Below are 25,652 nucleotides of genomic sequence, written 5' to 3'. Positions count from 1 at the left end.
GCCGCCGCTTTCCAAATATACCACCCGACGGGAGGAACCACGATGAATTACACCGTGTCCGAGGTGCTGCAATTTGTCCGGGAAAACGACGTCAAGTTTATTCGTCTGGCTTTCTGCGACATCTTCGGCGTTCAAAAGAACATCTCCATCATGCCGGCCGAACTGCCCCGCGCGTTCGAGAACGGCATCTCCTTCGACGCTTCGGCGGTGCGCGGCTTTCTGAATGTGGATGAATCCGACCTCTTCCTGTTCCCGGACCCCGCCACGTTGAGCATCCTGCCCTGGCGGCCGGCCCACAGCCGGGTGGTGCGTATGCTGTGCGATATCCGCCGCCCTGACGGAACCCTCTTTGAGGGGGACACCCGTGGCCTGCTGCGCCGTGCGGTGGCCGACGCCGCGCGGATGGGGCTGCAATGCCGGGTCGGAGCGGAATGCGAGTTTTACCTGTTCGAGCGGGACGAAGCCGGTGAACCCACCATGATCCCGCACGACCGGGGCGGTTACTTCGACGTTTCCCCGCGGGACAAGGGGGAGAATGTGCGCCGCGAAATCTGTCTGACCCTTGAGGAGATGGGCATTCAGCCGGAGAGCTCCCACCACGAACAGGGCCCCGGCCAGAACGAGATCGACTTCAAGTACAGCGACGCGCTCACTGCGGCGGATAATCTTATCACCTTCAAATGGGTGGTGCGCACCACCGCGGCGCGCAACGGCCTGCACGCCTCCTTCCTGCCCAAGCCGTTCGCAGACTGGAGCGGCAGCGGCCTGCACGTCAACCTTTCGGTGTGTAAAAACGGCATCAATCTGTTCGACCACAACCGCTCGATCCACAACCCAGAGGTGGAGGCGTTTATGCAGGGCATCCTCGACCGCGTGCCGGAGATCACCGCGTTTCTCAATCCGCTGACCAATTCCTACGCGCGGTTTGGACGCATGGAGGCGCCGGGCTATGTCACCTGGTCGCATCAGAACCGGTCGCAGCTCGTGCGCGTTCCGGCGGCAAAAGGGGAGTACAGCCGCATGGAGCTGCGCTCGCCCGATCCGTCCTGTAACCCCTATTTGGCGTTTGCGCTGCTCATCCAAGCGGGACTGGAGGGGATCGGACAGAACAAAAAGCTGTGTGCGCCGGTGGACGGCAATCTCTTTTCCATGAGCGCAGAGGAGCTCGCCGCCTATACGCGGCTGCCGCAAGACCTGGAGGAGGCGCTCGGCCTCGCACAGGAAAGCGCGTTCGTCCGGCGGGTGCTCCCGACGGGCACGCTGGATCGATACATTGCCGCCAAGCGCGCGGAGTGCGACGCATGCGGCGCGGCTGGCGACCGTGAGCAATTTGAACGCGACCGCTATTTTGCCGAGGTCTGACCCAGAGCGGATGTATATCGACGACGACAAGGGGGAACCGTATGGACAAACTGCTCATTGTGTCCAGCAGCGACCAGGGGCGGAAATTTTTGACCGAGCTCTGCGCCGCGCAGTCCCTTGGCCGCCCCTCCGTGGCTGAAAACGGCGCGCAGGCCCGTCGGATGTTGATCGACGACTGCTACGACCTCATCGTCATCAACGCCCCCTTGCGCGATGAATTCGGGCAGGAGCTGGCGCTCGGCCTCACCCAGTCCACCGACGCTGGCATCATCCTGTTGGTGAAGGGCGAGATGGCGGACGCCGTCTCCGCCAAGGTGGAGGATTACGGGGTGCTGGTGCTGGCCAAGCCCCTGAGCAAGCAGCTTTTTTTCCAGTCGGTCAAGATGGTGGCGGCCTCCCGCCGGCGGTTATTGGGGCTGCAAACGGAAAACATCAAGCTCCAACACAAAATCGAAGAGATCCGCATGGTGGACCGGGCCAAGTGCGCGCTCATCCAGTACCTCGGCTTTACCGAGCCGCAGGCCCACCGCTACATTGAAAAGCAGGCGATGGACCTGCGCCAGACCCGCCGCGAGGTGGCGGAATCGATCCTAAAAACCTACGAAAGCTAACCATCGCGGCCCCGCATTCATTGTCCGCGCGTGAGGGCCGCGGTTTCAAGATGACGCCGTGCGCGGCGGCCAGGAGTGAGGGATAACAGCTATGGATACCGTCTATTTGATTTTGGAAAACGGCAGGGTATTTGAGGGCAAGGGCTTCGGCGCGGATGCTGAGGTGACGGGAGAAATCGTCTTTACCACCGGTCTGGCCGGATATCTCGAGACATTGACCGACCCCAGCTACTACGGGCAGATCGTGGTGCAGACATTTCCGCTCATCGGCAACTATGGAATGATCTCCGCCGACTTCGAGAGCGACCGCCCCGCCTTAACTGCATATGTTGTACGTGAATGGTGCCAGGAGCCCTCGAACTTCCGCAGCGAGGGCACTCTTGACACCTTTTTAAAAAAGTGGGGTATCCCCGGCATCTGCGGGGTGGATACCCGCGAACTCACCCGTATCATCCGTGAACACGGCGTGATGGGCGCGCGCCTGGTCCATTCGCTCGATCATCTGTCCGAGGAGATCGAACGGGCGAAGGGGTTCCGCGTCACCGGCGCGGTCAGGGCGGTGAGCTGCCGCGAGGCGTCCACTGCGCAGCCTGAGGGCCCGGTGAAGCACCGGGTGGTGCTGTGGGACTTCGGCGCCAAGGCCAACATCCGCGGCGAGCTGCTCAGGCGGGGATGCGAGGTAACCACCGTGCCCTATGATACCACAGCGGACCGGATTCTCGCCCTGCACCCGGACGGCGTGATGCTCTCCAACGGCCCGGGCGACCCCACAGAGAATACCGGCGTGATCGAACAGCTCCGCCTGCTGTGCGCCTCCGGCCTGCCCATCTTCGGCATCTGCCTGGGCCACCAATTGTTGGCGCTCTCCCAGGGCGCGTCCACCCGGAAGATGAAGTACGGCCACCGCGGTTCCAACCAGCCGGTGCGCGACCTCGCCTCCAACCGGGTGTATATTACCAGCCAGAACCACGGCTATGCGGTGGAGGGTGACAGCCTGCCGGAGGGCGCGAGGGTCAGTTTTGTCAACGGCAACGAGCCGGCCAGCTGCGAGGGGGTCGATTATGACTACATGTCCGCTTTCACGGTGCAGTTCCACCCCGAGGCATGTGCAGGGCCGCAGGACACGGCGTTTTTGTTCGACCGGTTTATGGGGATGATGGAGCAGAAGAAGGAGGAGAAGGCGGGATGAAACGGCGGTTTACCAAGATGCACGGCTGCGGCAACGACTACGTCTATTTTGACTGCATGGAGCAGAAATTTCCTGAACCGGAGAAAAACGCTGTCTGGATTTCAGACCGCCACCGGGGCGTGGGGGGAGACGGCATCATCCTGATCTGCCCCTCCGAGGTGGCGGACGCCAAGATGCGGATTTTCAACATCGACGGCAGCGAGGGGAGGATGTGCGGCAACGGCATACGCTGCGTGGGCAAGTTTCTTTACGACAAGGGTATCGTCCACAAAACGGAGCTCGCAGTGGAGACCCTGAGCGGGGTCAAGCGCCTCAGCTTGCAGGTGGAGGATGGCGCGGTGACGTCGGTCACGGTGGATATGGGCCCCGCGGAGCTGGTACCTGAGAAAATCCCGGTGCACCTGCCGGGCGAGCGCGCGGTCGGTGCGCCGCTCGAGGTGGACGGCGAAACCTATGCGGTCACCTGCGTGTCGATGGGCAACCCCCACTGCGTCGTTTTCTGCGGCGATCCGGACGCGGTGGAGCTGGAGAAGCTCGGCCCGCGGTTTGAATATCACCCGGCGTTCCCCGAGCGGGTCAACACCGAGTTTGTCTCGGTGGAGGACAGCCATACCCTGCATATGCGGGTGTGGGAGCGGGGCAGCGGCGAGACGATGGCCTGCGGCACCGGGGCGTGCGCGTCGGTGGTGGCGGCAGTGCTCAATGGGCATTGCCCCAAGGATAAGGATGTGACCGTGCGGCTGCGCGGCGGCGACCTGAGCATCCGCTACACCGATCGGACCGTCTGGATGACAGGGGAAGCGAAAATTGCGTTTGAAGGGGAGATCGAGCTATGACCAAGTACATCTTTGTGACCGGCGGCGTGGTGTCCGGCCTGGGCAAGGGGATCACTGCGGCGTCGCTGGGCCGTCTGCTGAAGGCGCGCGGACTCACCATTGCCGCGCAGAAGCTGGATCCCTATATCAACGTCGATCCGGGCACCATGAGTCCCTACCAGCACGGCGAGGTGTTCGTCACTGACGACGGCGCGGAGACCGACCTGGACCTCGGCCACTACGAGCGTTTTATCGATGAAAATTTGAATCAGTATTCCAATTTGACCACCGGTAAGGTATACTGGAATGTGTTGACCAAGGAGCGCGGCGGGGAATATCTGGGCGAGACGGTGCAGGTCATCCCGCATATCACCAACGAGATCAAGAGTTTCATCTACTCGGTCGGCAAAAAGACCGGTGCGGATGTGGTAATCACCGAGATCGGCGGCACCACCGGCGACATCGAGAGCCAGCCGTTCCTCGAAGCGATCCGGCAGGTGGGCCACGAGGTGGGCCGCGAAAACTGCCTGTTTCTCCACGTGACGCTGGTGCCTTACCTCCAGAGCTCGGGTGAGCACAAATCCAAGCCTACCCAGCACTCGGTCACGGAGCTGCAATCGTTCGGCATCCAGCCGGACATCATCATCGCGCGGTGCGACGAGCCGATCGAGGAGTCGATCCGGCGCAAGATCGCGCTGTTCTGCAACGTCAAGTCCGACTGCGTTGTGGAAAACCTCACCCTGCCCGTTCTCTACCAGTGCCCGATCATGCTCGAGGAGAACGGCCTGGCGGACATCGTCTGCCGGGAACTCGGCCTCACCTGCGGCAAGGGCGACCTGACAGAGTGGCGGCAGATGCTCCAGCGCATCGAGACAGCCGAAAAGACGGTGACCATCGCGCTGGTGGGCAAGTATGTCAAGCTGCACGACGCTTATCTCTCGGTTGCGGAATCGCTGCGCCACGCGGGCTATGAGAACGGCGCCAAGGTCAAAATTGAATGGGTGGATTCGGAGTTCCTGGATGAAGGCAATGTTGCCCAGCGCCTCGCGGGCGCGCAGGGGATCATCGTCCCCGGCGGCTTTGGCGACCGAGGCATCGAGGGCATGATTCTGGCTGCGCGTTATGCCCGGACCAATGGCATTCCGTATTTTGGCATCTGCCTTGGTATGCAGATCGCCGTGATCGAATATGCTAGAAATGTGCTGGGCTGGAAGGACGCCGACTCCAGTGAATTTGTACCGAACACCCCGCATCCGGTCATCGACCTGATGCCCGACCAGCAGGGCAACCTGCCCAAAGGCGGCACTATGCGCCTGGGCGCGTACCCCTGCAAAATCAAAGCCGGAACCCTGCTGGAAGCGACCTACGGCCAGCAGGAAATTTCTGAGCGCCACCGCCACCGCTACGAGTTCAACAACCGTTTCCGCGAGGATTTCACGCGGGCGGGGATGGTGCTTGCGGGCACTTCGCCCGACGAACGGCTGGTTGAGGCGGTGGAGCTGCCGGATCATCGTTTCCACCTCGGGGTGCAGTATCACCCCGAGTTTAAGAGCCGCCCCAACCGGGCGCATCCGCTGTTCCGCGAGTTTATCGCGGCAGCGCTGGAATAAACGGTTTCTTCCTCACATAACTTGGGCCCGTCCGACGAGGCCGGTTTCAGGAGGGATGGAACCGGCCAACAGGAGTAAGGACATCATTTTAGAACGGGGGATCATTTTATGTGTGGAATTGTCGGGTTTACCGGAAGAACAGATTGTGTCAAGGTGCTGCTCAGCGGCCTGGAATCCCAGGAATACCGCGGCTATGACTCCGCGGGCATCGCCGTGCTCGGCCAGGACGGGCTCCAGGTGCGCAAGGCGGCCGGCCGGCTCGCCAACCTGCGCGCGGAGCTCACCCAAAATCCCGTGGGGGGCTGTACCGGCATCGGCCACACCCGTTGGGCCACCCACGGCGAACCCAATGAGGTCAATGCCCATCCGCACACCGATATGTCGGGCAGAGTCGCTGTAGTGCACAACGGCATCATTGAAAACTTTGCCGAACTTAAAAGCCAACTGATCGACCAGGGGGTCAAGTTCCGCAGCCAGACCGACACCGAGGTGGTGGCGCAGCTGCTCGGCCTTTGCGACCGGGGAGACATGCGCGCCACCCTGCGGCAGGTGCTGCCCATGCTGCGCGGCTCCTATGCGCTGGTGATCGCCAGCGCAAGCCAGCCGGACACCCTGTGGTGCGTGCGCTGCAACAACCCGCTGGTGATCGGCCGCGGGGAGGGCGCCAACTACATCGCAAGCGATGTGGCGGCGCTGCTGCGCTATACCCGCGAGGTCTACCTGCCCGACGACCATGAGGTCGCGGAGATCACCGCCGACCGCATCTCCTTCTTCGCGCCGGACGGCAGCCCCATTGAGAAGGAGATTCAGCAGGTCGGCTGGGATGTGGATTCCGCTCAGAAGAAAGGGTTCGACCACTTCATGCTCAAGGAAATTTTTGAGCAGCCCCGCGCGATTGCGGACACCTTGCGGCATTATGTCGATACCGACACCCTCACCCTGCGGCGCGACCGTATGCCGTTCACCCGCAAGCAGGCGGTCCTGCTGCGCCAGCTCACCATTGTGGCGTGCGGCACCGCCTACCACGCGGGCATGATGGGCAAATCCCTCATCCAGCGCCTGGCGCGCATTCCGGTGCAGGCCGAGATCGCCAGCGAATACCGCTACAGCGAGACCCTTGCGACCGAAAACGAGGTGGTCATCGCGGTCAGCCAGTCGGGCGAGACGGCCGACACGGTGGCTGCGGTGCGCAAGGCGAAGAAAAACGGCCAACGGGTGATCTCGCTGTGCAATGTGATCGGCAGCACCATCGCGCGTGAGACCGACGCGGTGCTCTACACCCTCGCCGGGCCGGAGATTGCGGTGGCGTCCACCAAGGCGTACAGCACCCAGATGCTGCTGTTCGAGCTGATTGCGCTCGACCTCGCCAACCTGCGCGGCGAGCTGTCCGACGAGGAGCTCCGGGAACACCTGGCCGAACTGCTGCGCATCCCCGAGAAGATGGAGCAGATCCTCGCGCAGAAGGACATGGTGAAGGAGTTCACCCGCAGGATGAAGGACTGCGAGGACGTTTTCTTCATCGGTAGATTGATGGACTACTACAGCTCGCTGGAGGCGGCTCTCAAGCTCAAGGAGATCTCCTATCTCCACAGCGAGGCGTATGCGGCGGGCGAGCTCAAGCACGGCACCATCGCCATGATCGACGACACCACCCTGGTGGTCGCGATCGCAACCCAGGAGAGCGTCCTGGAAAAGACCATGAGCAATGTGGAGGAGGTGCGTGCGCGGGGGGCGCGGCTGTTGCTGCTGTCCGACCACGAGATCGCCGTACCCGCCAAGGCCGAGGTCTGGGCGGTCCCGCAGACCTTCGACGCGTTCGCTCCCATCCTGACCATCGTTTATCTGCAACTGTTTGCATACTATATGGCGCTCCAGCGCGGCTGCGACATCGACAAACCGCGCAATCTGGCCAAGAGCGTCACCGTGGAATAATATTGGGGCCTCTGAAAGTTTTTTCATCTGACGCCCCAGGACGAAAAAGTGAGGCGAATTTGGGCATGAATATCAATAAGCATTACCTCGAATTGCAGGAAAGCTACCTCTTCTCTACCATCAACCACAAGGTGGCGGAATTTCAGCGGGAGCATCCCGACCGCAAGCTCATCCGCATGGGCATCGGCGACGTGACGCTGCCGCTCGCCCCGGCGGTGGTGGCGGCCATGCAGGCGGCCGTGGCCCAGATGGGCTGCAAATCCACCTTTCACGGCTACGGCCCCGAACAGGGCTATGGATTTCTGCGCGAGGCGATCGCCGTGTATTACCAGAGATTCGGCGTGACCCTGCCTGCGGATGATATCTTTGTCAGCGACGGCGCGAAGAGCGACCTGGGCAACATCCTCGACCTGTTCGACGCGGATAACACCGTGCTGATCCCCGACCCGGTCTACCCGGTGTACGTCGATACCAATGTGATGGCCGGGCGCAAAATCGTGTTCGCCGATGCGAACGAGGAAAACGGCTTTCTGCCCATGCCCGACCGGTCGGTGCACGCGGATATCATCTACCTGTGCTCCCCCAACAACCCCACCGGCGCGGCCTACAGCCGCGGCCAGCTGGAGGCATGGGTGGACTACGCGCTTTCTGAGGACGCGGTGATCCTGTTCGACGCGGCCTATGAGGCGTTTATCTGCGACGAGGACCTGCCGCACAGCATCTATGAGATCGAGGCCGCCAAGCGCTGCGCCATCGAGTTCTGCTCCTTCTCCAAGACGGCCGGGTTCACCGGTACCCGCTGCGGCTACACGGTGGTGCCCTCCGAGCTGGTGGCGCAGGAGATCGGGCTGCGCAAGCTGTGGCTGCGCCGTCAGACCACCAAGTTCAACGGCGTGCCCTACATCGTGCAGCGCGGGGCCGAAGCGGTGCTTTCCGAAGCGGGGCAGCGCCAGTGCCGGGCCAATATCGCGGTCTACCAGGAGAACGCCCGCATCATCGCGGATACCCTGCGCGGCATGGGCATCTGGTTCACAGGCGGGAAAAATTCGCCCTATATCTGGCTCAAATGTCCGGGCGGACTGGATTCCTGGACGTTCTTTGACAGGCTGCTCGCCGAGGCCGGCGTGATCGGCACCCCGGGCAGCGGGTTCGGCAAAAACGGCGAGGGATTTTTCCGCCTCACCGGGTTTGGCGAAAAGGCGGCCACCGAGGTGGCGATGAAGCGGTTCCAAAATTTGTTTGCATAAACGACAGAAGGTTCCCCCGGCCGCTTTCGCCGGGGGAACCTTCTGTTCCAATTGCGGGAGGTCATCAAGATGAAGGATGGATTTGTGAAGGTGGCGGCTGCGACCCCGGCGATCCAAGTGGCGGACTGCGCCTATAACGCCGCGCAGATTGAAACGCTGATGCGCAGCGCGGCGGACCAGGGGGTGTCGCTGCTGGCGCTGCCCGAGCTGTGCATCACCGGGTATACCTGCGGCGACCTGTTTTTGCAGAGCGCTTTGCTCGACGGCGCGCGCGCAGCCCTGCGCCGGCTGATCGATGTGAGCGCCGGACTGCCGCTGGCAGTGGCGGTGGGGTTGCCGCTGGCGCGCGGCAACCGCCTTTATAACTGCGCGGCGGTGTTCTGCTGCGGCGAGCTGCTGGGGGTGGTGCCCAAGACCCATCTGCCCAACTACGGCGAGTTTTACGAGCGCCGCCACTTTTCCCCAGCTCCGCAGGAGAACGCGTCCATCACGGTCGACGGCCGCGATTATCCGTTCGGGCCGCGGCTATTGTTCTGCTGCCGGGCTCTGCCCGCGTTCCAGTTCGCGGTGGAAATCTGCGAGGACCTCTGGGTGCCGTGCAGCCCCTCGGAGACGCATGTTCTGGAAGGCGCGACCGTGATCCTCAATTTGTCCGCGAGTGACGAGACGATCGGCAAAGCCGAGTACCGCCGGCAGTTGGTGTCGAGCCAGTCGGCCAAGCTGCTCTGCGGCTACCTCTACGCGGATGCAGGGGAGGGGGAATCCACCACCGACCTGGTGTTCGGCGGGCACAACCTGATCGCGGAAAATGGCGCGGTGCTGGCAGAAACCCCGCCGTTTACCGGCGGAATGGCGGTCACAGAACTGGACGTTTGCCGCCTGGAGCACGACCGGCGGCGCATGACCAGCTTCCCCGAGCAGCAGAGAAAGTCGATCCAAATCCCGTTTGATCTGCCGCTTACCGAGACCGCGCTCACCCGGCCGGTCGCGCGGCATCCCTTTGTACCGCAGGACGAGCGGGACCGCGCTGCGCGCTGTGAGGCGATCCTTGCAATTCAGGCCGCGGGTCTTCAAAAGAGGATGGAGCACACCGGCTGCAGGAAGCTGGTGATCGGCGTCTCGGGCGGGCTGGATTCCACCCTCGCAGTGTTGGCGGCGATCCGGACGCTCGACCGGATGGGGAGGCCGCACGCCGACCTGCTCGCGGTCACCATGCCCTGCTTCGGCACCACTGCGCGCACCAAGGGCAATGCCGAGCTGCTGTGCGAGCGGCTGGGGGTCGCTTTCCGGACGGTGGAAATCGGCGCGAGCGTGACGCAGCATTTTCGGGATATCGGCCTGCCACCGGGGGAGCGCGGCGCGGCCTTTGAGAACGGTCAGGCCCGCGAGCGCACCCAGGTGTTGATGGATTTGGCCAACCTCGAGGGCGGGCTGGTGATCGGCACGGGCGATCTCTCTGAGCTGGCGCTGGGATGGGCTACCTACAACGGCGACCACATGTCGATGTACGGGATCAATGCGTCGATTCCCAAGACGCTGGTGCGCCACCTGGTGCGCTACGAGGCGGACCGCACCGCCGATTCCGAGCTGCGCCGTGTCCTGCTCGACATTCTGGACACCCCGGTGAGCCCCGAGCTGCTGTCGGCCAAGGACGGCGAGATCACCCAGATCACTGAGGAGTTGGTGGGGCCGTACGAGCTGCACGATTTTTTCCTCTACCATGTCATCCGCTTCGGTTTTGGCCCGGCCAAGGTGCTGCGGTTGGCCGAACGCACCTTCGCGGGCGCCTACCCCCGCGACACCCTGCTGCACTGGCTTAAAACCTTCTACCGTCGGTTCTTCTCTCAGCAGTTTAAGCGCTCCTGCCTGCCCGACGGGCCGAAGGTGGGTTCGGTTTCGCTCTCCCCACGCGGGGATTGGCGGATGCCCAGCGATGCGAGCGCCACGCTTTGGCTAAGCGAGCTGGAACGGATTTAAGACGGAAAAAAGCTCCCTCCGAGGCAACCCGGAAGGAGCTTTTGCTGTTATTTTCTGAAAAATCAGGCTTTGCCGACCGAACCGAACATCTCCATCTTCTCTTTGACGGTATCAACGATCGCGGCGGCGCCGGGAGCGAGCAGCTTGCGGGGGTCAAAGCCCTTGCCCTCGAGGTCCTTGCCGGCTTCGACGTATTTCCGGGTCGCAGCCGCAAAGGCGAGCTGGCACTCGGTGTTCACGTTGATCTTGGAAACGCCCATGCTGATGGCCTTTTTGATCATTTCGTCGGGGATACCGGTGCCGCCGTGCAGAACCAGGGGCACGCCCGCGGTGATCTCGTGGATTTTCTCCAGCGCGTCGAAGCGCAGGCCGGGCCAGTTGGCAGGATATTTGCCGTGGATGTTGCCGATGCCGGCAGCCAGCATGGTCACACCCAGGTCGGCGATCATCTTGCACTCAGCGGGGTCTGCAACCTCGCCCGCGCCGACGACGCCGTCCTCCTCGCCGCCGATCGAACCGACCTCGGCCTCGAGGGAGATGCCCCTTGCGTTGGCAAGCTCGATCAGCTCTTTGGTTTTGGCGATGTTCTCATCGATGCTGTAGTGGGAACCGTCGAACATGATGGAGGAGAAACCGGCCTCAATGCAGGCCTTCGCGCCTTCATAGGAGCCGTGGTCCAGATGCAGGCAGACGGGAACGGTGATGCCCATCGACTCGACCATCGCCTTGACCATAGCGGCCACGGTTTTAAAGCCGGTCATATATTTGCCTGCGCCCTCGGAAACGCCGAGGATGATCGGGGAGTTGCACTCCTGGGCCGCCTGCAGAGCGGATTTGGTCCACTCCAGATTGTTGATATTGAACTGGCCGACCGCATAATGGCCATCGCGGGCTTTGGTAAGCATTTCTTTTGCAGATACTAACATAATATTGAAACCTCCCACTACATTTTGAGGTCTTACTTGACCCCATTCCAGTAATCTATTATATCTGATTTTGGCACAAATAGCAAACCACTAATATCATCAAAAAAAGATGGTTTTTAGCTGTTAAATTTATCACAAACAGGAAATCCCGGCTATTTTTTGTCGAATGCCTCTGGGCAGACGCGCGCGTAGTGGAAGATGTACTGCTGCGCGATGCCCGCGTCGGCCCGGGCACAGCGGGGCAAGCCTTTGGGAAACAACTGCTTCATCGCGCGCTTCATCCACACGTCCATCGGGAAGCATTCCCGCCGGCCAAAGCCATAAAGCAGGGCGCATTCCGCCACCTTCGGCCCCACCCCGCGGATGGTTTGCAGCGCCGCGCGGGCGTCGTCCAGCGGCATGCGGGCGATTTCATCCAAATCGAGCTCGCCGGATGCCACTTTATCTGCGGCGTCAAGCAGATAGCCCGCGCGCCAACCCGCGCGCAGGGGCGCGAGATCCTCCTCGGTGTGCCCGGCGAGCTGTTCGGGCCGGGGAAAGGCGTGGATGCCGACTGAGAGCTCGTCCCCGAACCCGCCGCACAACCGCGCGACAATCCCCTTGATGCGGCCGAGGTTGTTGTTTTGGCTGATGATGAACGAGCAGAGGGTCTCCCACGGTTCCTGCCGCAGCACCCGGATGCCGGGCGCAAACGCGGCCGCGCGGGCCAGCTGCCTGTCGCGGCACAAGCGCTCACGGATGGCGGCATAGCTCACCTCCAGATCGAAGTAGTTGCGCCAAAACGGCTCGTCCCCCTCGGCGGCGTGTTCCAGCAGCAGGCCGTCCGGCATCTGCTTTGCGCGGCAGAAGCGGCGCGACACAACGCCATGGTACCAGCCATCCCCCTCCGCCTCCCAGCGGAAGCACTGGCCGCAGTCCAAGGTGTCCGCCAAGGAAAAATTTTCTTCGGCCGGAATTGCGAGCTGCAAAAAAGTTATCGTAGTGTCCATACAACCCCTCCCTTTGTTTCCAGTATACCTGACCCGCGCCGGGGGCGCAACCGAAACGATGCGGTAAAAATTGTTGAAGGCTATGAAAAATTACGGTATGTAATTGGTAAAAAATAGATTTCAACAAAAATGAATAAAAACTTTGTAAAGGGGAAACCGCGTTTCTATGCAGGACAAACCGAATTTATTCCACACTTTCCACGGAGTTTTCCACAAGAAAACGCGGGCCATTGTGGGAAAAATGAATAATACATTCCGTATAACGACAGAAAATAGGGTTGCAATGCAGTTTTTCGCGTGTATCCCGGTGAAAATTCTGCTGTATGGCCGATTTTGTCGGATACTGTAGCCAAATTCACCAGGAGACGTCATCTATGAATGATTTTTGCAGGGAAGGGAATAATTGTATTGTCTACAAAATGTATTGTATTTGGGCTATTTTTGCCCGCTGCGATAAAGAAAGAGAGGCGGTTTTGTCATGCTGCGTGGAGTGAATAAGAAGATCATTGAGGTCGTGGACACCCAAAACGAGTATTTTGAGAGAGCCATTCTGTTTGTCAAGGACCGCAGGCTCGCGGAGAATGAGAGTGAAATCAAGCGGAATGCCGACGATTTTTTGAAGAATGCGAGCGGAAGTCGCCTGCGCCGCATGTTGTTGCGCCTGCCGCTGTTCGAGACCCTGAAGCTGCTGGGGGCGGCGGGTGTGGGGGCCGCTGTGGCGCTCGCTGTGGTTCTGCTGTAAAAAATTCAATCTTTGTGGTTTTATCGTGTCGCATTTTATGCTATAATTTGAATTCATAGGATCGGTTTTACCGGACCAAAACGCCCGCGGGTTTGCCTGGGGCGCAACAGAGGGGAACAACAGCGATGAATCAGAACAGGGAAGAAAGGCCGACCGACCTCATTTATGGCCGGAATGCGGTACTGGAGGCGCTCAAATCCGACCAGTGCCTGGATAAATTGTACATCGCCGCGGGCGATGGAAAGGGCAGCATCGGCCGGATCATCGGCATGGCGCGCGACCGGGGGATCCCGGTGAAGGATGTCACCCAGCAAAAGCTGGACGCCATGTGCGGAACCGAGGGGCACCAGGGGGTGGCGGCCACAGTGGCCGCCGTGCGCTACAGCACCCTCGAGGAGGTCTATCAGCGCGCCGAGGAGAAGGGGGAGCCGCTGTTTGTTATTTTAGCGGATGAAATCGAGGATCCGCACAACCTGGGTGCGCTCATCCGCACGGCGGAGTGCAGCGGTGCGCATGGGATTATCATTCCCAAACGGCGCAGCGCAGGGCTTTCGCCGACCGTTTTTAAGGCGTCGGCCGGTGCGGCCAGCTATCTTCCGGTGGTGCGGGTGGCCAACCTCGCAGCTGCGATGGAGGAGCTCAAGGGGCGCGGCGTATGGCTTTACTGCGCCGATATGGACGGCCAGACCTGGTGCAAGGTGGATTACTCCGGCGCGGTCGGCCTGGTGGTCGGCAGCGAAGGCAACGGCGTGGGCCGGTTAATCAAGGAAAAATGTGACTTTACTGTGGCGCTGCCGATGCTCGGCAGCATCAATTCGCTCAATGCTTCGGTCGCGGGCGGTATTTTGATGTACGAGATCGCGCGGCAGCGTTTGAAGCTGTAGCGGTCCGTCGGGTGGACAGAGGGGGTTATCAACATGGATCGCAATTACGATATCGACAGCATCCTTGCTGAAATCAAGCAGAAGAAAGCGGGCAAGGCCGCGGCGGAGGCCGCGGCATCCCATGGACGTACAGCGGAGGCCGACCCGTACGATCGTCCGCACGCCGCCTATCGCGAGCCGCCGCGCCGCACAGCGGATTACGATGACTTCGACTACGAGAGACCGGGGCGTCCCCTTCCCACAAAGGAATATCAGGAATACGAGGACGACGACGATTTTGGACGCCCGGTCCTCCATCGGCCGATCCGGCCGGTGCGGGACTATGACGACGACTATTTTTCCCGGCCTGTCCCGCCGCGCCGCCGCGCGGGGGAGCCGCAGCAGGCCACGGTGCGCTTGCCGCGCGATTATGACATTTACGACGAGCCGCCCCGCAACCGAGCCTACCGCAGCTACGAACGGGAACAAGCTCATTACGACCCCGTGGATGCCGTTTATTCCGCGGCGCAGGAGGCGGATCGGTACAACCGCCGGGCGGAGGAGGACGGTGGGCGCAAGTCCCTGTCGATTCGCCGGCCGAGTGCCCGCCGCCAGGATGAGCCGGACGAATTTATTATGAAATACAGCGGGCTTTCTCCCATTGGAACCGGCGCCCGCCGGCGCCCGGAATGGAGCGAAATCCGCAACAATTTCGGCGCGCCGGTGAATTCCCCCGAGCGGCGGCAGGCCGAGGCGAGACAGAAAGCCGCGCCGCGCGAGGAGCCGCCCGCCGCGCCGGCGGAACCGGCGCCGGAACCCAAGCATGGGTTCCAGTTCCATGCCGAGGCGGAGACCGCGGAGGAGCCCGTGCCCCAGATGGCGCCGGAACCTGTACGCAAGGAGAAACCGGCGTTTGACGCCGCCGATTTTGGCATTACGGAGGATGCTCCCGCAGGGGCCGCGCCGCCGCTCCCATTCCACGTGGTAGAAAATGGGCCGGAGCAGGAGTTGACGGCGGAGGACGATTCGGGCGACTACGAGGACGAACCGGCCAGCCGGATGGGGATGGAGGAATTCAATTCGACGGAGGAGACCTCCAGCGTCAAGGCCGATCTCAACACCCTGCGCGGTGGCTTGATGATGCGGTTCACCGCCACCATTCTGTGCAGCCTGGGGCTGCTTTATCTGGGGTTCACCGAGAGCCTGCCGCTCCCGCTGCTAGATGCGGTTTCCGCCACAGGCGCGCCCGCCGTCTTTGTGATTCTCAACCTGGTGCTGCTGATGATCGCCGCGCTGTTCTGCCACAATACCATCTCGGAGGGGGTTGCCGGGTTGTTCCGCCTCAGGGCGAACAACGATTCCCTCGCTTCGCTCGCGGTGCTCGCCTCGGTGATGCAGGGCGTCTCGCTGCTGCTCCATCCTGCGGCGCTGGCCGATAACGACATCCATCTGTATTTCGCGGTGGCCTCGCTCGGCCTGCTGTTTAACACCATAGGCAAGATGTTCACCGTGGGGCGGATCACCGGAAACTTCCGGTTCGTCACCTCGAATACGCCGAAATACACCGCGCAAAACCTCGAACAGCGCGACCTGTGCCGCGATTTTACCTGGGATATGAACATCGACGAGCCGCACATCGCCTACAGCGCGCCGACCGGCTTTGTCGAAAATTTCGTGGAGCAGTCCTATGCTGACGACACCAGCGACAACATCGCCAAGATCACGGTGCCGATCATCTTTGTGGGCAGTGTGGTGGTGGCAGTGCTCTCCTATGTGTTCAACGAGAACATCTTTGTGGCTCTTTCCACCTTTGCAGCGGTTTTGGCGATTTCATCGCCCATCACCGCCACGATCGTGGCCAGCCTGCCGCAGCACAAGGCCTACCGGGTGCTCACCAAAGAGGGGGCGGCCCTGTCCGGTTACAACGCGGTGGAGCGCTTTGCCGAGACCAACGTGGTGCTGGCCGACGCGTGCGACCTGTTCACCAGCGACGAGGTGCTGCTGCATAACATCAAAACCTTTGAGAAAAACCGCATCGACGAGGCAATTCTGGACGCGGCGAGCGTGCTCTGCGTCTGCAACGGCGCGGTAAAAAATATCTTTTTGCGCATCATCCAGGGCAACACCAAGATGCTCAAGCCGGTGGAGAACCTGGTGTATGAAGACGCGATGGGCGTCTCCGCCTGGGTGGGCGGCAAACGGGTGCTCATCGGCAACAGCGACCTGATGCGGTTCCACGGCATCGATACCCCCAGCAAGGATTACGAGGCGAAATACCGCACCGAGGACCGCGATATCCTCTATCTGGCCAATTCGGGCGAATTGACTGCGATGTTCGTCATCAGCTATGTGCGCAACGACGACGTCGATTATGTGCTCGGCGAGCTGGAGCACAAGGGCATCTCCATCGTAGTGCGGTCGGTCGATCCCAACCTCACCGCGGCAAAGATCGCCCGCATTTACGACCTGCCCGAGGAGATGATCCGCATTCTGCCCGCCAAGCTGCACACAAACTTTGAAAAGCTGGTGCGGCCGCGCGCAAACAGCAAGGGCTACATCGTGCACAACGGATCGTTTGCGGGCTTTGCGCACGCGGTATCCGCGGCGTCCAGCGTCAAGGTGGCGGTCAATATCGGCCTCATCGTCCAAATCGTGGGCATGATCCTCGGCTATACGCTGGTCACCTTCTTCTCCTTTATGGGCAGCATGGCACAGACCACCATGCCCACGGTGCTGATCTATCAGCTGGTGTGGGGAATTGCGGTCTGGCTCTTTTCGCTGCTGCGCCGCATCTGAACCGGGTGAAAAAGTTGGGCCCAAAAGCAGAATGTGGGCAAATTTTCGGGCAAATCGTGGGAACCTGGTGCAAAAGGGCGACATGTTTATTAAAACTGCACAATACCTGGCCGTCAAATTCTCTTGGCGGCTGGGTGTTTTTTTGTCCATTTGCTTGATTCTTCTGGCAATTGTAGTATAATATACACTATAATTGTTTGATGATATCTGGCAAAGTTATCCACATTATACAATTATGAATTCAACAGCCGGCCGACTTTTTTATTGCGGCCGGCAGAACGAAAGGGGACCTTACTATGAGGCAATACTTGGCAGACAAAATCAAAAACGTTGCCTTGGCTGGGCATGGTGGCTCAGGCAAAACATCCTTGGCGGAGGCCCTGCTGTTTAAAGCTGGCGCCACAGATAGACTGGGAAAGGTGGCTGATGCGAACACCATTTGTGATTTCGATCCGGAAGAAACAAAGCGCAAAGTTTCGGTCTCTATGGCGGTCGCCCCTCTCACATGGGGTTCTGTAAAAATTAACCTGTTGGATACTCCGGGATTGTTCGATTTTGCCGCGGGCTTTTACGAAGGCATTCGCGCGGCGGACAGCGTCATGATTGTATTATCTGGAAAATCGGGGGTAACAGTTGGCGCGGAGAAGGCATATAAGCTGGCGACGCAGCAGAAAAAGGCAAAGATGTTTGCGATCACCAAGCTGGACGTGGAAAATGCCGATTTTTACAAGGTGCTCGAGGAGTTAAAGGGCAAATTCGGCCCGAGTGTTTGTCCTCTGGTGGTGCCTGTCTATGAGAACCACGCCGTATCCTGTTACATTAATCTTATAGATATGAAGGCTTACAAATACGATGCGTCGGGCAAGGCGAGCGAGGTTCCCATGCCCGATACTGGCCACCGGATCGAGGGTCTGGTGGAGGCGATGTCCGAGGCAATTGCCGAGACGGACGAAACCCTGTTTGAAAAATTCTTCTCCGGCGAGGCGTTCACCCGCGAAGAGACGATCGACGGCATCCGCAACGGCGTGCGGGAGGGCACCATTTCGCCCGTGGTCTGCGGCTCCAGCCTCACCATGGAGGGCGTGGACATGATGCTCGATTGTATCGCGGATCTGCTGCCGGCCGCCAAAAAGGTCGCCGACGAGGTGGGTGAGAACGCCGACGGCGAAGCGGTGGAAATCGAGTGCGACGACACCCAGCCGCTGGCCGCCTATGTGTTTAAGACGGTGGCCGACCCGTTTGTCGGCAAGCTTTCCTATGTCAAGGTGATCGCAGGCAAGCTCTCGAGCGACCTGATTCCGGTCAACGCCACCACCGGCCAGCCGGAGCGCCTGGGCAAGATCATCTACATCAAGGGCAAAAAGCAGGAGGACACCGCATTTATCTCGGCGGGCGACATCGGCGCCATCACCAAGATTTCGGCCAACACCGGCGACACCCTGTGCGACCCCAAGCGCGTGGTCAAGCTGCCGAAGATCGACTATCCGCTGCCCTGTATGTCCATGGCGATCACGCCCAAATCCAAGGGCGACGAGGGCAAGATCGCTTCGAGCATCCAGCGGCTGATGGAGGAGGATCCGACCGTCAGTTACGAAAACAACGTCGAGACCAAACAGCAGGTGGTTTCCGGTCTGGGCGAGCAGCATCTCGATGTGCTGGTTTCCAAGCTCAAAAATAAATTCGGCGTGGATGTCCTGCTGGAAAAACCGCGCGTCCCCTACCGCGAGACCATCCGCAAGAAGGTCAAGGTGCAGGGCCGCCACAAGAAACAGTCGGGCGGCCACGGGCAGTTCGGCGACGTATGGATCGAATTCGAGCCGTGCGAATCCGAGGAGATGGAGTTCTGCGAGAATGTGTTCGGCGGCGCCGTGCCCAAAAACTTTTTCCCGGCGGTGGAAAAGGGCCTGCGCGATTGCGTCAAACACGGCGTGGTGGCCGGGTATCCGGTGGTCGGCCTGAAGGCGACCCTGGTGGACGGCTCCTACCATCCGGTCGATTCCTCGGAAATGTCCTTCAAGATGGCGGCGACCCTCGCCTACAAGGCGGCGCTGCCGCAGGCCAATCCGGTTCTGCTCGAGCCGATCGGCAGCCTGAAGGTGATGACCCCCGAATCCAATACCGGCGACCTGATGGGCGACATCAATAAGCGCCGCGGCCGTGTGCTCGGTATGAACCCGATGGAGGACGGCCTCACCGAGATCGAGGCCGAGGTCCCCATGAGCGAGATGCACGACTTCACTACCGCATTGCGCCAGATGACCCAGGGGCGCGGCTCCTTCACCCTCGTTTTCGAGCGGTATGAGGAACTGCCCAAGATGCTGGAAGCGGCGGTCATCGCTGACGCACAGGTGATGAACGCAGAAGAATAAAGAGCGATCGGTGGGGCTGTCCGTTGCGGCGGGCAGCCCCGTTTTGCGCCCTTTTTTCCAGAGTGGATATATTTTTGTCCGTTTCCTCATATAGTGGTGGTAAGACATTGTATAGACGGGGGAATGGCTATGTTCGTGAAGTCCTATAAAATTTCGGGCGGACGGCTTCTGGGGGCGGGCGTAATTTTTTTGGCGGCGATCGCGCTGTTTGTCTACGGCGTGGGCGCGCGCATCTCCAACCCGCAGGGGGAGTCGGAGGTGGAAGTTGGCGCAAAGCTGGATAAAAATGCCGCCAAGGGGGTGGCCAAGACGGAACGGGACCGATTGGCCTTCATCGCCCAGTTCGGCTGGGAGGTCGAGGAGGAACCGCAGGAGATCGCTGAAATCGTCATCCCTGAGGAGTTCGACGAGGTTTACACCAAATACAACGAGTTGCAGCAAAAGCAGAATTATAATTTGGAAAAATTCAAGGGAAAACGCTGTAAACGCTACACTTACAAGATCACCAATTACCCCGAATGCCCAGATAACGCCCGCATCAACTTGCTGGTCTGCGACGGTAAGGTGATCGGCGGCGACGTGTGCTCGGTGGAGCTCAACGGATTTATGCACGGCTTTGCGGCCGATTCCTCGGCGATGGCGCAGGCGCAGACCCTGCCGCTGCCTGAGACGGAGGAGACAGCGGTGGTGGAGGACACGATAGGCGGCGAAACCCTGCCGGCCGAAGAAGCTGCCGAAGCTGAGGGCGTGGAGCTGGCCGAGGATACGGCGGTCGACCCATCCGCAGAACCGCCGGTGCAGGACACCATGGATCAGGAAATGGCTGAGATGATGGAAATTTTGCAGGGTATCAGCGACGAAGAATAGCATAAAACGTTCGCGCCGGTTCGTAATCTTCTAAAAAGAAGCTGCGAACCGGCATTTTTTGATGTTTTTTACGAAAAAAGCGAAAAAATTTGTTTAGATTGGCCGCCGATACCTTTTCAGCCGACACTTTTCATGTTATACTAAAAAACAATGATATTTTCCGTCAGGATATACAAAACTGACAGCAAACTGTCGGATGCCGGAGCGGGAGGAGGTGCTGCGATGAAGCCGGAACGACTGGACAAGCTGCTGGCCGCACAGACCCCGTATTCACGCAAGGATGTCAGGGGGCTGGTGCGCCAGGGTGCGGTGCGGGTCAATGGGGAACCGGCCAAAGCCGCCGAGCAAAAGATCGATCTGGAGCGGGATCGGGTGGAGCTGTTCGGCAACCCGCTGGCGCTGACCAGGTTCAGCTACCTGATGCTTAACAAGCCTGAAGGGGTGGTGAGCGCCACGCGGGACGGGCGCGACCGCACGGTGCTCGACCTGGTGCCGGACGAACTGCGGCGGGATGGCCTTTTTCCGGCGGGCAGGCTGGATAAGGATACCACCGGCTTTGTGCTGATTACCAACGACGGCGCGTTTGCACACCGCATCCTGTCGCCGAAAAGCCATGTGCCAAAAACCTACCGCGCACAGCTCGACCTCCCCATCGATGAGGAGATCATCCGCCGGTTTGAGGAGGGCTTTGCGCTGGAGCGCGATGTGGCCTGTAAGCCCGCGCGCCTGCGTGTGCTGGAAACCGGCGCGCAGGAGTGGGTCGAGGTGATTCTGGTCGAGGGGATGTACCATCAAATTAAGCGGATGTTTGAACATTTTGGACGCCGGGTGCTGGCGCTTCAGCGGGTGCGCATGGGCGCGCTCGACCTCGATACGCGGCTTGCACCGGGACAATGCCGGTTGCTCATCCCGGACGAGGTGGCCAAAATCACGGAATCCTGCGGCGAAAATGGATAGCCGCGCGAAGCGTTGCACATTCTGCCGGTTGCAGTCGGTACGGCTGCGGTCAATGTGACGAAATTTGTCGGGCAAACGGCACAAAACTACGGGACAAAAAGAGTTTTTGTTCATATTTTTCTCATAATATTAGGGTAAAATGGGTAGCTAGGATGATGTAGGAAAGAATATTTGCAGATTTCGCACATTCATCCACAACTTTTTTTGTTTATTGTGTTGCAAGTTGACAAATTATTCGGTAAAATAAGAATGATTGGCAGATATGACATCGAATGGATTTCGGCAATTTGCCGAACAGAATAAGCAAAGAAGGGGATTTTTATGTCGAACAGACTGTTTCAAGGCGTAATCCATCAAATGCGGGACTCCATCGACAGAATAGTTGGTGTGATCGACGACTCGGAGACAATCATCTCCTGCAGCGATCTGACCCGGGTGGGCGAGAAGGCGGAGCTCATGAGCTTTGAAAACCTCGACCCGAACGAGATCTTCACGCGCGACGGCTTCACCTACAAGCCGTTCGGCAGCCGGATCAAGCCCGACTATGTCGTATTTGTGGAAGGAAGCGACGAGCTGGCCGCGAAGTTTTGCAATGTGCTGGCCATATCGCTGCTCACCATCAAGCAGTATTACGACGAAAAATACGACCGCAACAACTTCATCAAGAACATCATCCTCGACAACATTCTGCCGGGCGACATCTTTGTGAAGGCGAAGGAGCTGCACTTTAACACCGATGTGTCCCGCGCCGTGTTGCTCATCCGCGTGGTGGCGGCCAACGATATCTCGTCGTTTGATGTGATTCAAAACCTGTTCCCTGATAAACAGAAAGATTTTGTGTTCAATATCAGCGAGTCGGATATCGTCCTTGTCAAGGAGATCAAGACCGGCATCGCGGTGAAGGACCTGGAAAAGCTGGCGCGTTCCATCGTGGATACGCTGGGCGGCGAGTTCCATACCCGTGCGGTGGTCGGTATCGGCACCTCGGTGGATGGGATTAAAGACCTGGCCAAATCCTTCAAGGAGGCGCAGGTCGCGCTCGAGGTCGGCAAGGTGTTCGACACCGAAAAATCCATTGTCAGCTATGACAACCTGGGCATTGCAAGGCTGATCTATCAGCTGCCCACCACCCTGTGTGAAATGTTCCTGCGCGAGGTGTTCAAGAAGGGTTCGATCGAGAGCCTGGATCAGGAGACCCTGTTCACCATCCAGAAGTTCTTTGAAAATAACCTCAACGTTTCGGAAACTTCGCGCAAATTGTTCGTCCACCGGAATACGCTGGTATACCGGCTGGAGAAAATTAAGAAGCTGACAGGTCTCGACCTGCGCGAGTTTGACCATGCCATCATCTTCAAGGTCGCGCTGATGGTCAAAAAATACCTGACAGCCAATCCAATCAAATATTAAGGGACTCCAAACAGACAAGCTTAGTTTTGGCCCAAGGCGGTAGTCTGCCCTTTTGAGGGCCAAATTTGGCGGTCCTGATGAGAGGGCGTGTGCAAGTGATAAGATTTACCAATGTGTCAAAAACCTATAAGAATGGCACAATGGCTCTGAAGGACGTAAATTTGGAAATCCAAGACGGAGAATTTGTATTTATCGTCGGTTCCTCCGGCGCGGGAAAATCCACGCTGATTAAAATGCTGCTGCATGAGGAGGTGCCGACCTCGGGCGAGGTTGAAGTCAACGGCTTCAAGCTGAGCAAAATGCGCCGCCGGCAGATCCCCAAATTCCGCCGGTCGCTCGGTGTGGTGTTTCAGGATTTTCGCCTGATTCCCACTATGAATGTATACGACAATGTGGCATTCGCATTGCGCGTCACCGATGTGCCGACGCGCGACATCCGCAGAAGGGTGCCCTACATCCTGAGCCTGGTGGGGCTGGGCTCCAAGGCCCGGTGTATGCCCGACCAGCTTTCGGGCGGCGAGCAGCAGCGCGTCGCTCTGGCGCGTGCGCTGGTGAACAACCCGCGCCTTATTATCGCCGACGAGCCCACCGGGAACATCGACCCGGAGCTGTCGTACGAAATCGTCGATCTCTTAAACGAGATCAACAACGTTGGCACTACGGTGATCATGGTGACCCATGAGCACGACCTCGTTGCGCAGTTCAACCGCAGGGTGCTGACCCTGGAACATGGACATATCATTGCCGACGATCAGGAATGGAGGCAGTGATATGAGAGGAAGCAGTTTAGGATATTTGTTCAAAGAAGGCGCCAGGAATGTTTGGGTCAACCGGCTGATGTCCCTGGCGTCGATCGGCGTCTTGATCGCCTGTATGTTGCTCATCGGCTCGTCGGTTCTGCTGAGCGTCAACATGAACAATGTGGTCGGCTACGTGGAGGACCAGAACGAGGTGGTCATCGTCCTGGAGGACGACATGGACCAGAGCGAGCTCGACGAACTCGACGATGAGCTCCACGACATTGAGAACATCAACAATATCGTGTTCGTCTCCAAGGAGGAGGCGTTCCAGAACGAAAAGGACAAGCTGGGCGACGCGGCTGAGCTCCTGCGGGAGGACGACAACTTTTACCCCAACACCTACCGGATTAAAATTGACGACTTGGAATTTCTCGACGAGACGGTCGACGAGATCGGGCGCCTGTTCGGCGTGGAAGATGTGAAGGCGCCCACCGACATCGCAGAGACCCTCACCAGCGTTAAGAAGCTGGTGATTACCATGGGCATGGGAATTGTTGCGCTGCTCATCGGCGTGACGCTGATTATCATCGCCAACACCATCAAGATCACGGTGTTCAACCGGCGCAAAGAGATCAGCATCATGAAATATGTCGGCGCCACCGATCTGTTTATCAAATTGCCGTTTATGATCGAGGGCTTGATCCTGGGCTTAATATCTGCCATTATGGCTTATTTTATTCTCTGGGGCGGTTACAGCTATCTGCTGAGCTGGTTGGAGGAGAATCCTTCGACCTGGATTCAGTCGATGTACGGCAGCATCCTTCCGTTTAAAGAGATCGGGCTCAAACTGTTCGGCGGCTTTGCGCTGGGCGGCACTGGGCTGGGTGTGATCGGCAGTATGATCTTTGTGCGCAATTACCTCAAAGTGTAATTGCTGGAAATCAGGCGGGCGACGCAACAAATTCGACGCGCGCCGCCACTGTAAAGAACGGAAAGGAAGTGTGACCAAAAACGATGATACGAAAACACCTGAAAAAATTTGTTGCGGCCGCGCTGTGTTTGACAGTGCTGATGGCGGCACAATCGAACCCCTTTGCGGCTGCAAGCGACTCCTACAAAGACGAAATTAACGACCTCAACGACCGGATTTCGGCGCTCCGCCAGGAGCAGCAGGCAATCCAGTCGGAGATCGACAAGACAAAAAACGATAAGGCCAAGAAGGAAAAGGAAAAGAAAGAGCTGCAAAACCAGGTCTACCTGGCGCAGCAGGAGATCGAGCTCCTGTCCGAGCGCATCGGGCTGCTGGAGAACAACATTGAGAAGCAGCAGCGCGAGATCGAGGAGAAGCAGGCTGAGATCGACGAGTATTATGAGATCTTCAAGCAGCGAATGCGTGCGATGTACCTCAACGACGACGCCACCACGCTGGGCCTGGTGTTCGGCGCGGATTCCTATGCGGATTTCCTGACCCGCACCGAGATGCTGCAGCGCACCTCTGAGCACGACAAAAAGATGATCGACGAGATGCTGGATGCAAAACACGCCATGGAGGAAGCGCTGGCGGAGATTCAGGAGAACAAGGCCCAGGTCGAGCAGGATCAGTCGGCCCTGAGCGACCAGAAGGCGAACCTCAACCAGAAGGTGCAGGAGGTGGCCAAGCAGGAGATGCAGCTGGCCGATCTGCAAAAGGAGTTCGAGGCCCAGAAGGCTCAGAAGCTCCAGGAGGAGAAGGAGGCCCAAGCGGAGATCGACCGCATCTATCGCGAGAATGAATCGATCGGCGACTATGTCGGCGGCGACTTCATCTGGCCGGTCAGCGGCTACCGCACCATCACCTCCTATTACGGCTGGCGCTTCGGCGGCAGCGATTTCCACACCGGTATCGACATCGCGGGCCGCAACTCTGCGGGCCAGGCGATTTTCCAGAAACCGATTTTGGCTGCGAACGCCGGCAAGGTGATCTATGCCTCCAATTCCTACACCCCTGGCCGCGGCTACGGGCGCTATGTTATCATCGACCACGGCGGCGGCATGTCCACCCTGTACGGGCATCAGAACCAAGTATATGTCAGCGTGGGCGACTATGTTGAACAGGGCGACGTGATTGGCGAGGTCGGCACTACCGGCTGGAGCACCGGTCCGCACCTGCACTTTGAAATCCGCGAAAACGGTAAGCACGTCAACCCGAAGAAGTATTTCCCCGGCATTTAAACGGGAAGGATAGAGCGGACGACATTCTGCGGCAATCAAGAC

General features: G+C 59.2%; 20 protein-coding genes. 18 read left to right on the top strand and 2 right to left on the bottom strand.

Annotated features, from left to right (window positions below; all coding sequences use genetic code 11):
- Positions 1–42: 42 nt before the first annotated feature.
- From H8711_RS02330 to H8711_RS02295, 8 genes are all read left to right on the top strand, one after another.
- The gene (locus H8711_RS02330) at positions 43–1,362 is read left to right on the top strand and encodes a glutamine synthetase family protein (RefSeq protein WP_249281914.1); all 1,320 of its coding nucleotides are present in this window, start codon (positions 43–45) and stop codon (positions 1,360–1,362) included.
- Between the two features lie 41 nt (positions 1,363–1,403).
- Complete coding sequence (locus tag H8711_RS02325) at positions 1,404–1,973, top strand: ANTAR domain-containing response regulator (RefSeq protein ID WP_249281913.1); 570 nt, start codon at positions 1,404–1,406, stop codon at positions 1,971–1,973.
- 91 nt (positions 1,974–2,064) lie between these two features.
- Positions 2,065–3,162 (top strand): carbamoyl phosphate synthase small subunit, encoded by a 1,098-nt coding sequence (locus H8711_RS02320; RefSeq protein ID WP_249281912.1) that lies wholly within the window; start codon positions 2,065–2,067, stop codon positions 3,160–3,162.
- Entirely contained in the window at positions 3,159–3,998 is an 840-nt protein-coding gene (dapF, locus tag H8711_RS02315; RefSeq protein ID WP_249281911.1) for a diaminopimelate epimerase, read from the top strand. The genes H8711_RS02320 and dapF overlap by 4 nt, the downstream gene beginning before the upstream one ends.
- Complete coding sequence (gene pyrG / locus H8711_RS02310) at positions 3,995–5,587, top strand: CTP synthase (RefSeq protein ID WP_249281910.1); 1,593 nt, start codon at positions 3,995–3,997, stop codon at positions 5,585–5,587. The genes dapF and pyrG overlap by 4 nt, the downstream gene beginning before the upstream one ends.
- A 108-nt stretch (positions 5,588–5,695) precedes the next feature.
- On the top strand, positions 5,696–7,519 hold the full coding sequence (gene glmS, locus H8711_RS02305; RefSeq protein ID WP_249281909.1) for a glutamine--fructose-6-phosphate transaminase (isomerizing): 1,824 nt from the start codon (positions 5,696–5,698) through the stop codon (positions 7,517–7,519).
- Positions 7,520–7,584: 65 nt separating this feature from the next.
- Entirely contained in the window at positions 7,585–8,766 is a 1,182-nt protein-coding gene (locus H8711_RS02300) for an LL-diaminopimelate aminotransferase (protein WP_249281908.1), read from the top strand.
- Between the two features lie 69 nt (positions 8,767–8,835).
- The gene (locus tag H8711_RS02295) at positions 8,836–10,743 is read left to right on the top strand and encodes an NAD(+) synthase (RefSeq protein ID WP_249281907.1); all 1,908 of its coding nucleotides are present in this window, start codon (positions 8,836–8,838) and stop codon (positions 10,741–10,743) included.
- 62 nt (positions 10,744–10,805) lie between these two features.
- Here the strand turns inward: H8711_RS02295 and fba are convergent, their stop codons facing one another.
- Positions 10,806–11,669: a class II fructose-1,6-bisphosphate aldolase gene (gene fba, locus H8711_RS02290; RefSeq protein WP_249281906.1), complete on the bottom strand. Its 864-nt coding sequence runs from the start codon at positions 11,667–11,669 to the stop codon at positions 10,806–10,808.
- A 152-nt stretch (positions 11,670–11,821) separates the two neighbouring features.
- Positions 11,822–12,658 carry a DNA-3-methyladenine glycosylase family protein gene (locus tag H8711_RS02285; protein WP_249281905.1) on the bottom strand — a complete coding sequence of 279 codons (837 nt, stop codon included), beginning with the start codon at positions 12,656–12,658 and terminating at the stop codon, positions 11,822–11,824.
- Positions 12,659–13,136: 478 nt separating this feature from the next.
- Between H8711_RS02285 and H8711_RS02280 the strand changes: the two genes are divergently transcribed.
- From H8711_RS02280 to H8711_RS02235, 10 genes are all read left to right on the top strand, one after another.
- A complete protein-coding gene (locus H8711_RS02280) occupies positions 13,137–13,400 on the top strand; it encodes a hypothetical protein (protein ID WP_249281904.1) in 264 nt (87 codons plus the stop codon).
- Between the two features lie 125 nt (positions 13,401–13,525).
- Complete coding sequence (gene rlmB / locus H8711_RS02275) at positions 13,526–14,284, top strand: 23S rRNA (guanosine(2251)-2'-O)-methyltransferase RlmB (protein ID WP_249281903.1); 759 nt, start codon at positions 13,526–13,528, stop codon at positions 14,282–14,284.
- A gap of 33 nt (positions 14,285–14,317) precedes the next feature.
- Complete coding sequence (locus H8711_RS02270; RefSeq protein ID WP_249281902.1) at positions 14,318–17,059, top strand: hypothetical protein; 2,742 nt, start codon at positions 14,318–14,320, stop codon at positions 17,057–17,059.
- Positions 17,060–17,355: 296 nt separating this feature from the next.
- Positions 17,356–19,428, top strand: a complete 2,073-nt coding sequence (locus H8711_RS02265) for an elongation factor G (protein WP_249281901.1) — start codon at positions 17,356–17,358, stop codon at positions 19,426–19,428.
- A 129-nt stretch (positions 19,429–19,557) separates the two neighbouring features.
- Positions 19,558–20,295: a DUF4830 domain-containing protein gene (locus tag H8711_RS02260; RefSeq protein WP_249281900.1), complete on the top strand. Its 738-nt coding sequence runs from the start codon at positions 19,558–19,560 to the stop codon at positions 20,293–20,295.
- 222 nt (positions 20,296–20,517) lie between these two features.
- On the top strand, positions 20,518–21,252 hold the full coding sequence (locus H8711_RS02255) for a pseudouridine synthase (protein WP_249281899.1): 735 nt from the start codon (positions 20,518–20,520) through the stop codon (positions 21,250–21,252).
- A gap of 321 nt (positions 21,253–21,573) precedes the next feature.
- Positions 21,574–22,659 carry a PucR family transcriptional regulator gene (locus H8711_RS02250; RefSeq protein WP_249281898.1) on the top strand — a complete coding sequence of 362 codons (1,086 nt, stop codon included), beginning with the start codon at positions 21,574–21,576 and terminating at the stop codon, positions 22,657–22,659.
- 95 nt (positions 22,660–22,754) lie between these two features.
- Complete coding sequence (gene ftsE / locus H8711_RS02245; protein WP_249281897.1) at positions 22,755–23,429, top strand: cell division ATP-binding protein FtsE; 675 nt, start codon at positions 22,755–22,757, stop codon at positions 23,427–23,429.
- 1 nt (position 23,430) lies between these two features.
- Entirely contained in the window at positions 23,431–24,330 is a 900-nt protein-coding gene (ftsX, locus tag H8711_RS02240; protein WP_249281896.1) for a permease-like cell division protein FtsX, read from the top strand.
- 83 nt (positions 24,331–24,413) lie between these two features.
- Entirely contained in the window at positions 24,414–25,610 is a 1,197-nt protein-coding gene (locus H8711_RS02235) for a murein hydrolase activator EnvC family protein (protein WP_249281895.1), read from the top strand.
- The last annotated feature ends 42 nt before the right edge of the window (positions 25,611–25,652 follow it).

Origin of the sequence: Ligaoa zhengdingensis, from assembly GCF_014384885.1 — a bacterium.
GTDB lineage: Bacteria > Bacillota > Clostridia > Oscillospirales > Ruminococcaceae > Ligaoa > Ligaoa zhengdingensis.
Note: the sequence above shows the minus strand (reverse complement) of the source record. Positions and strands in the feature narration are given on the sequence as shown.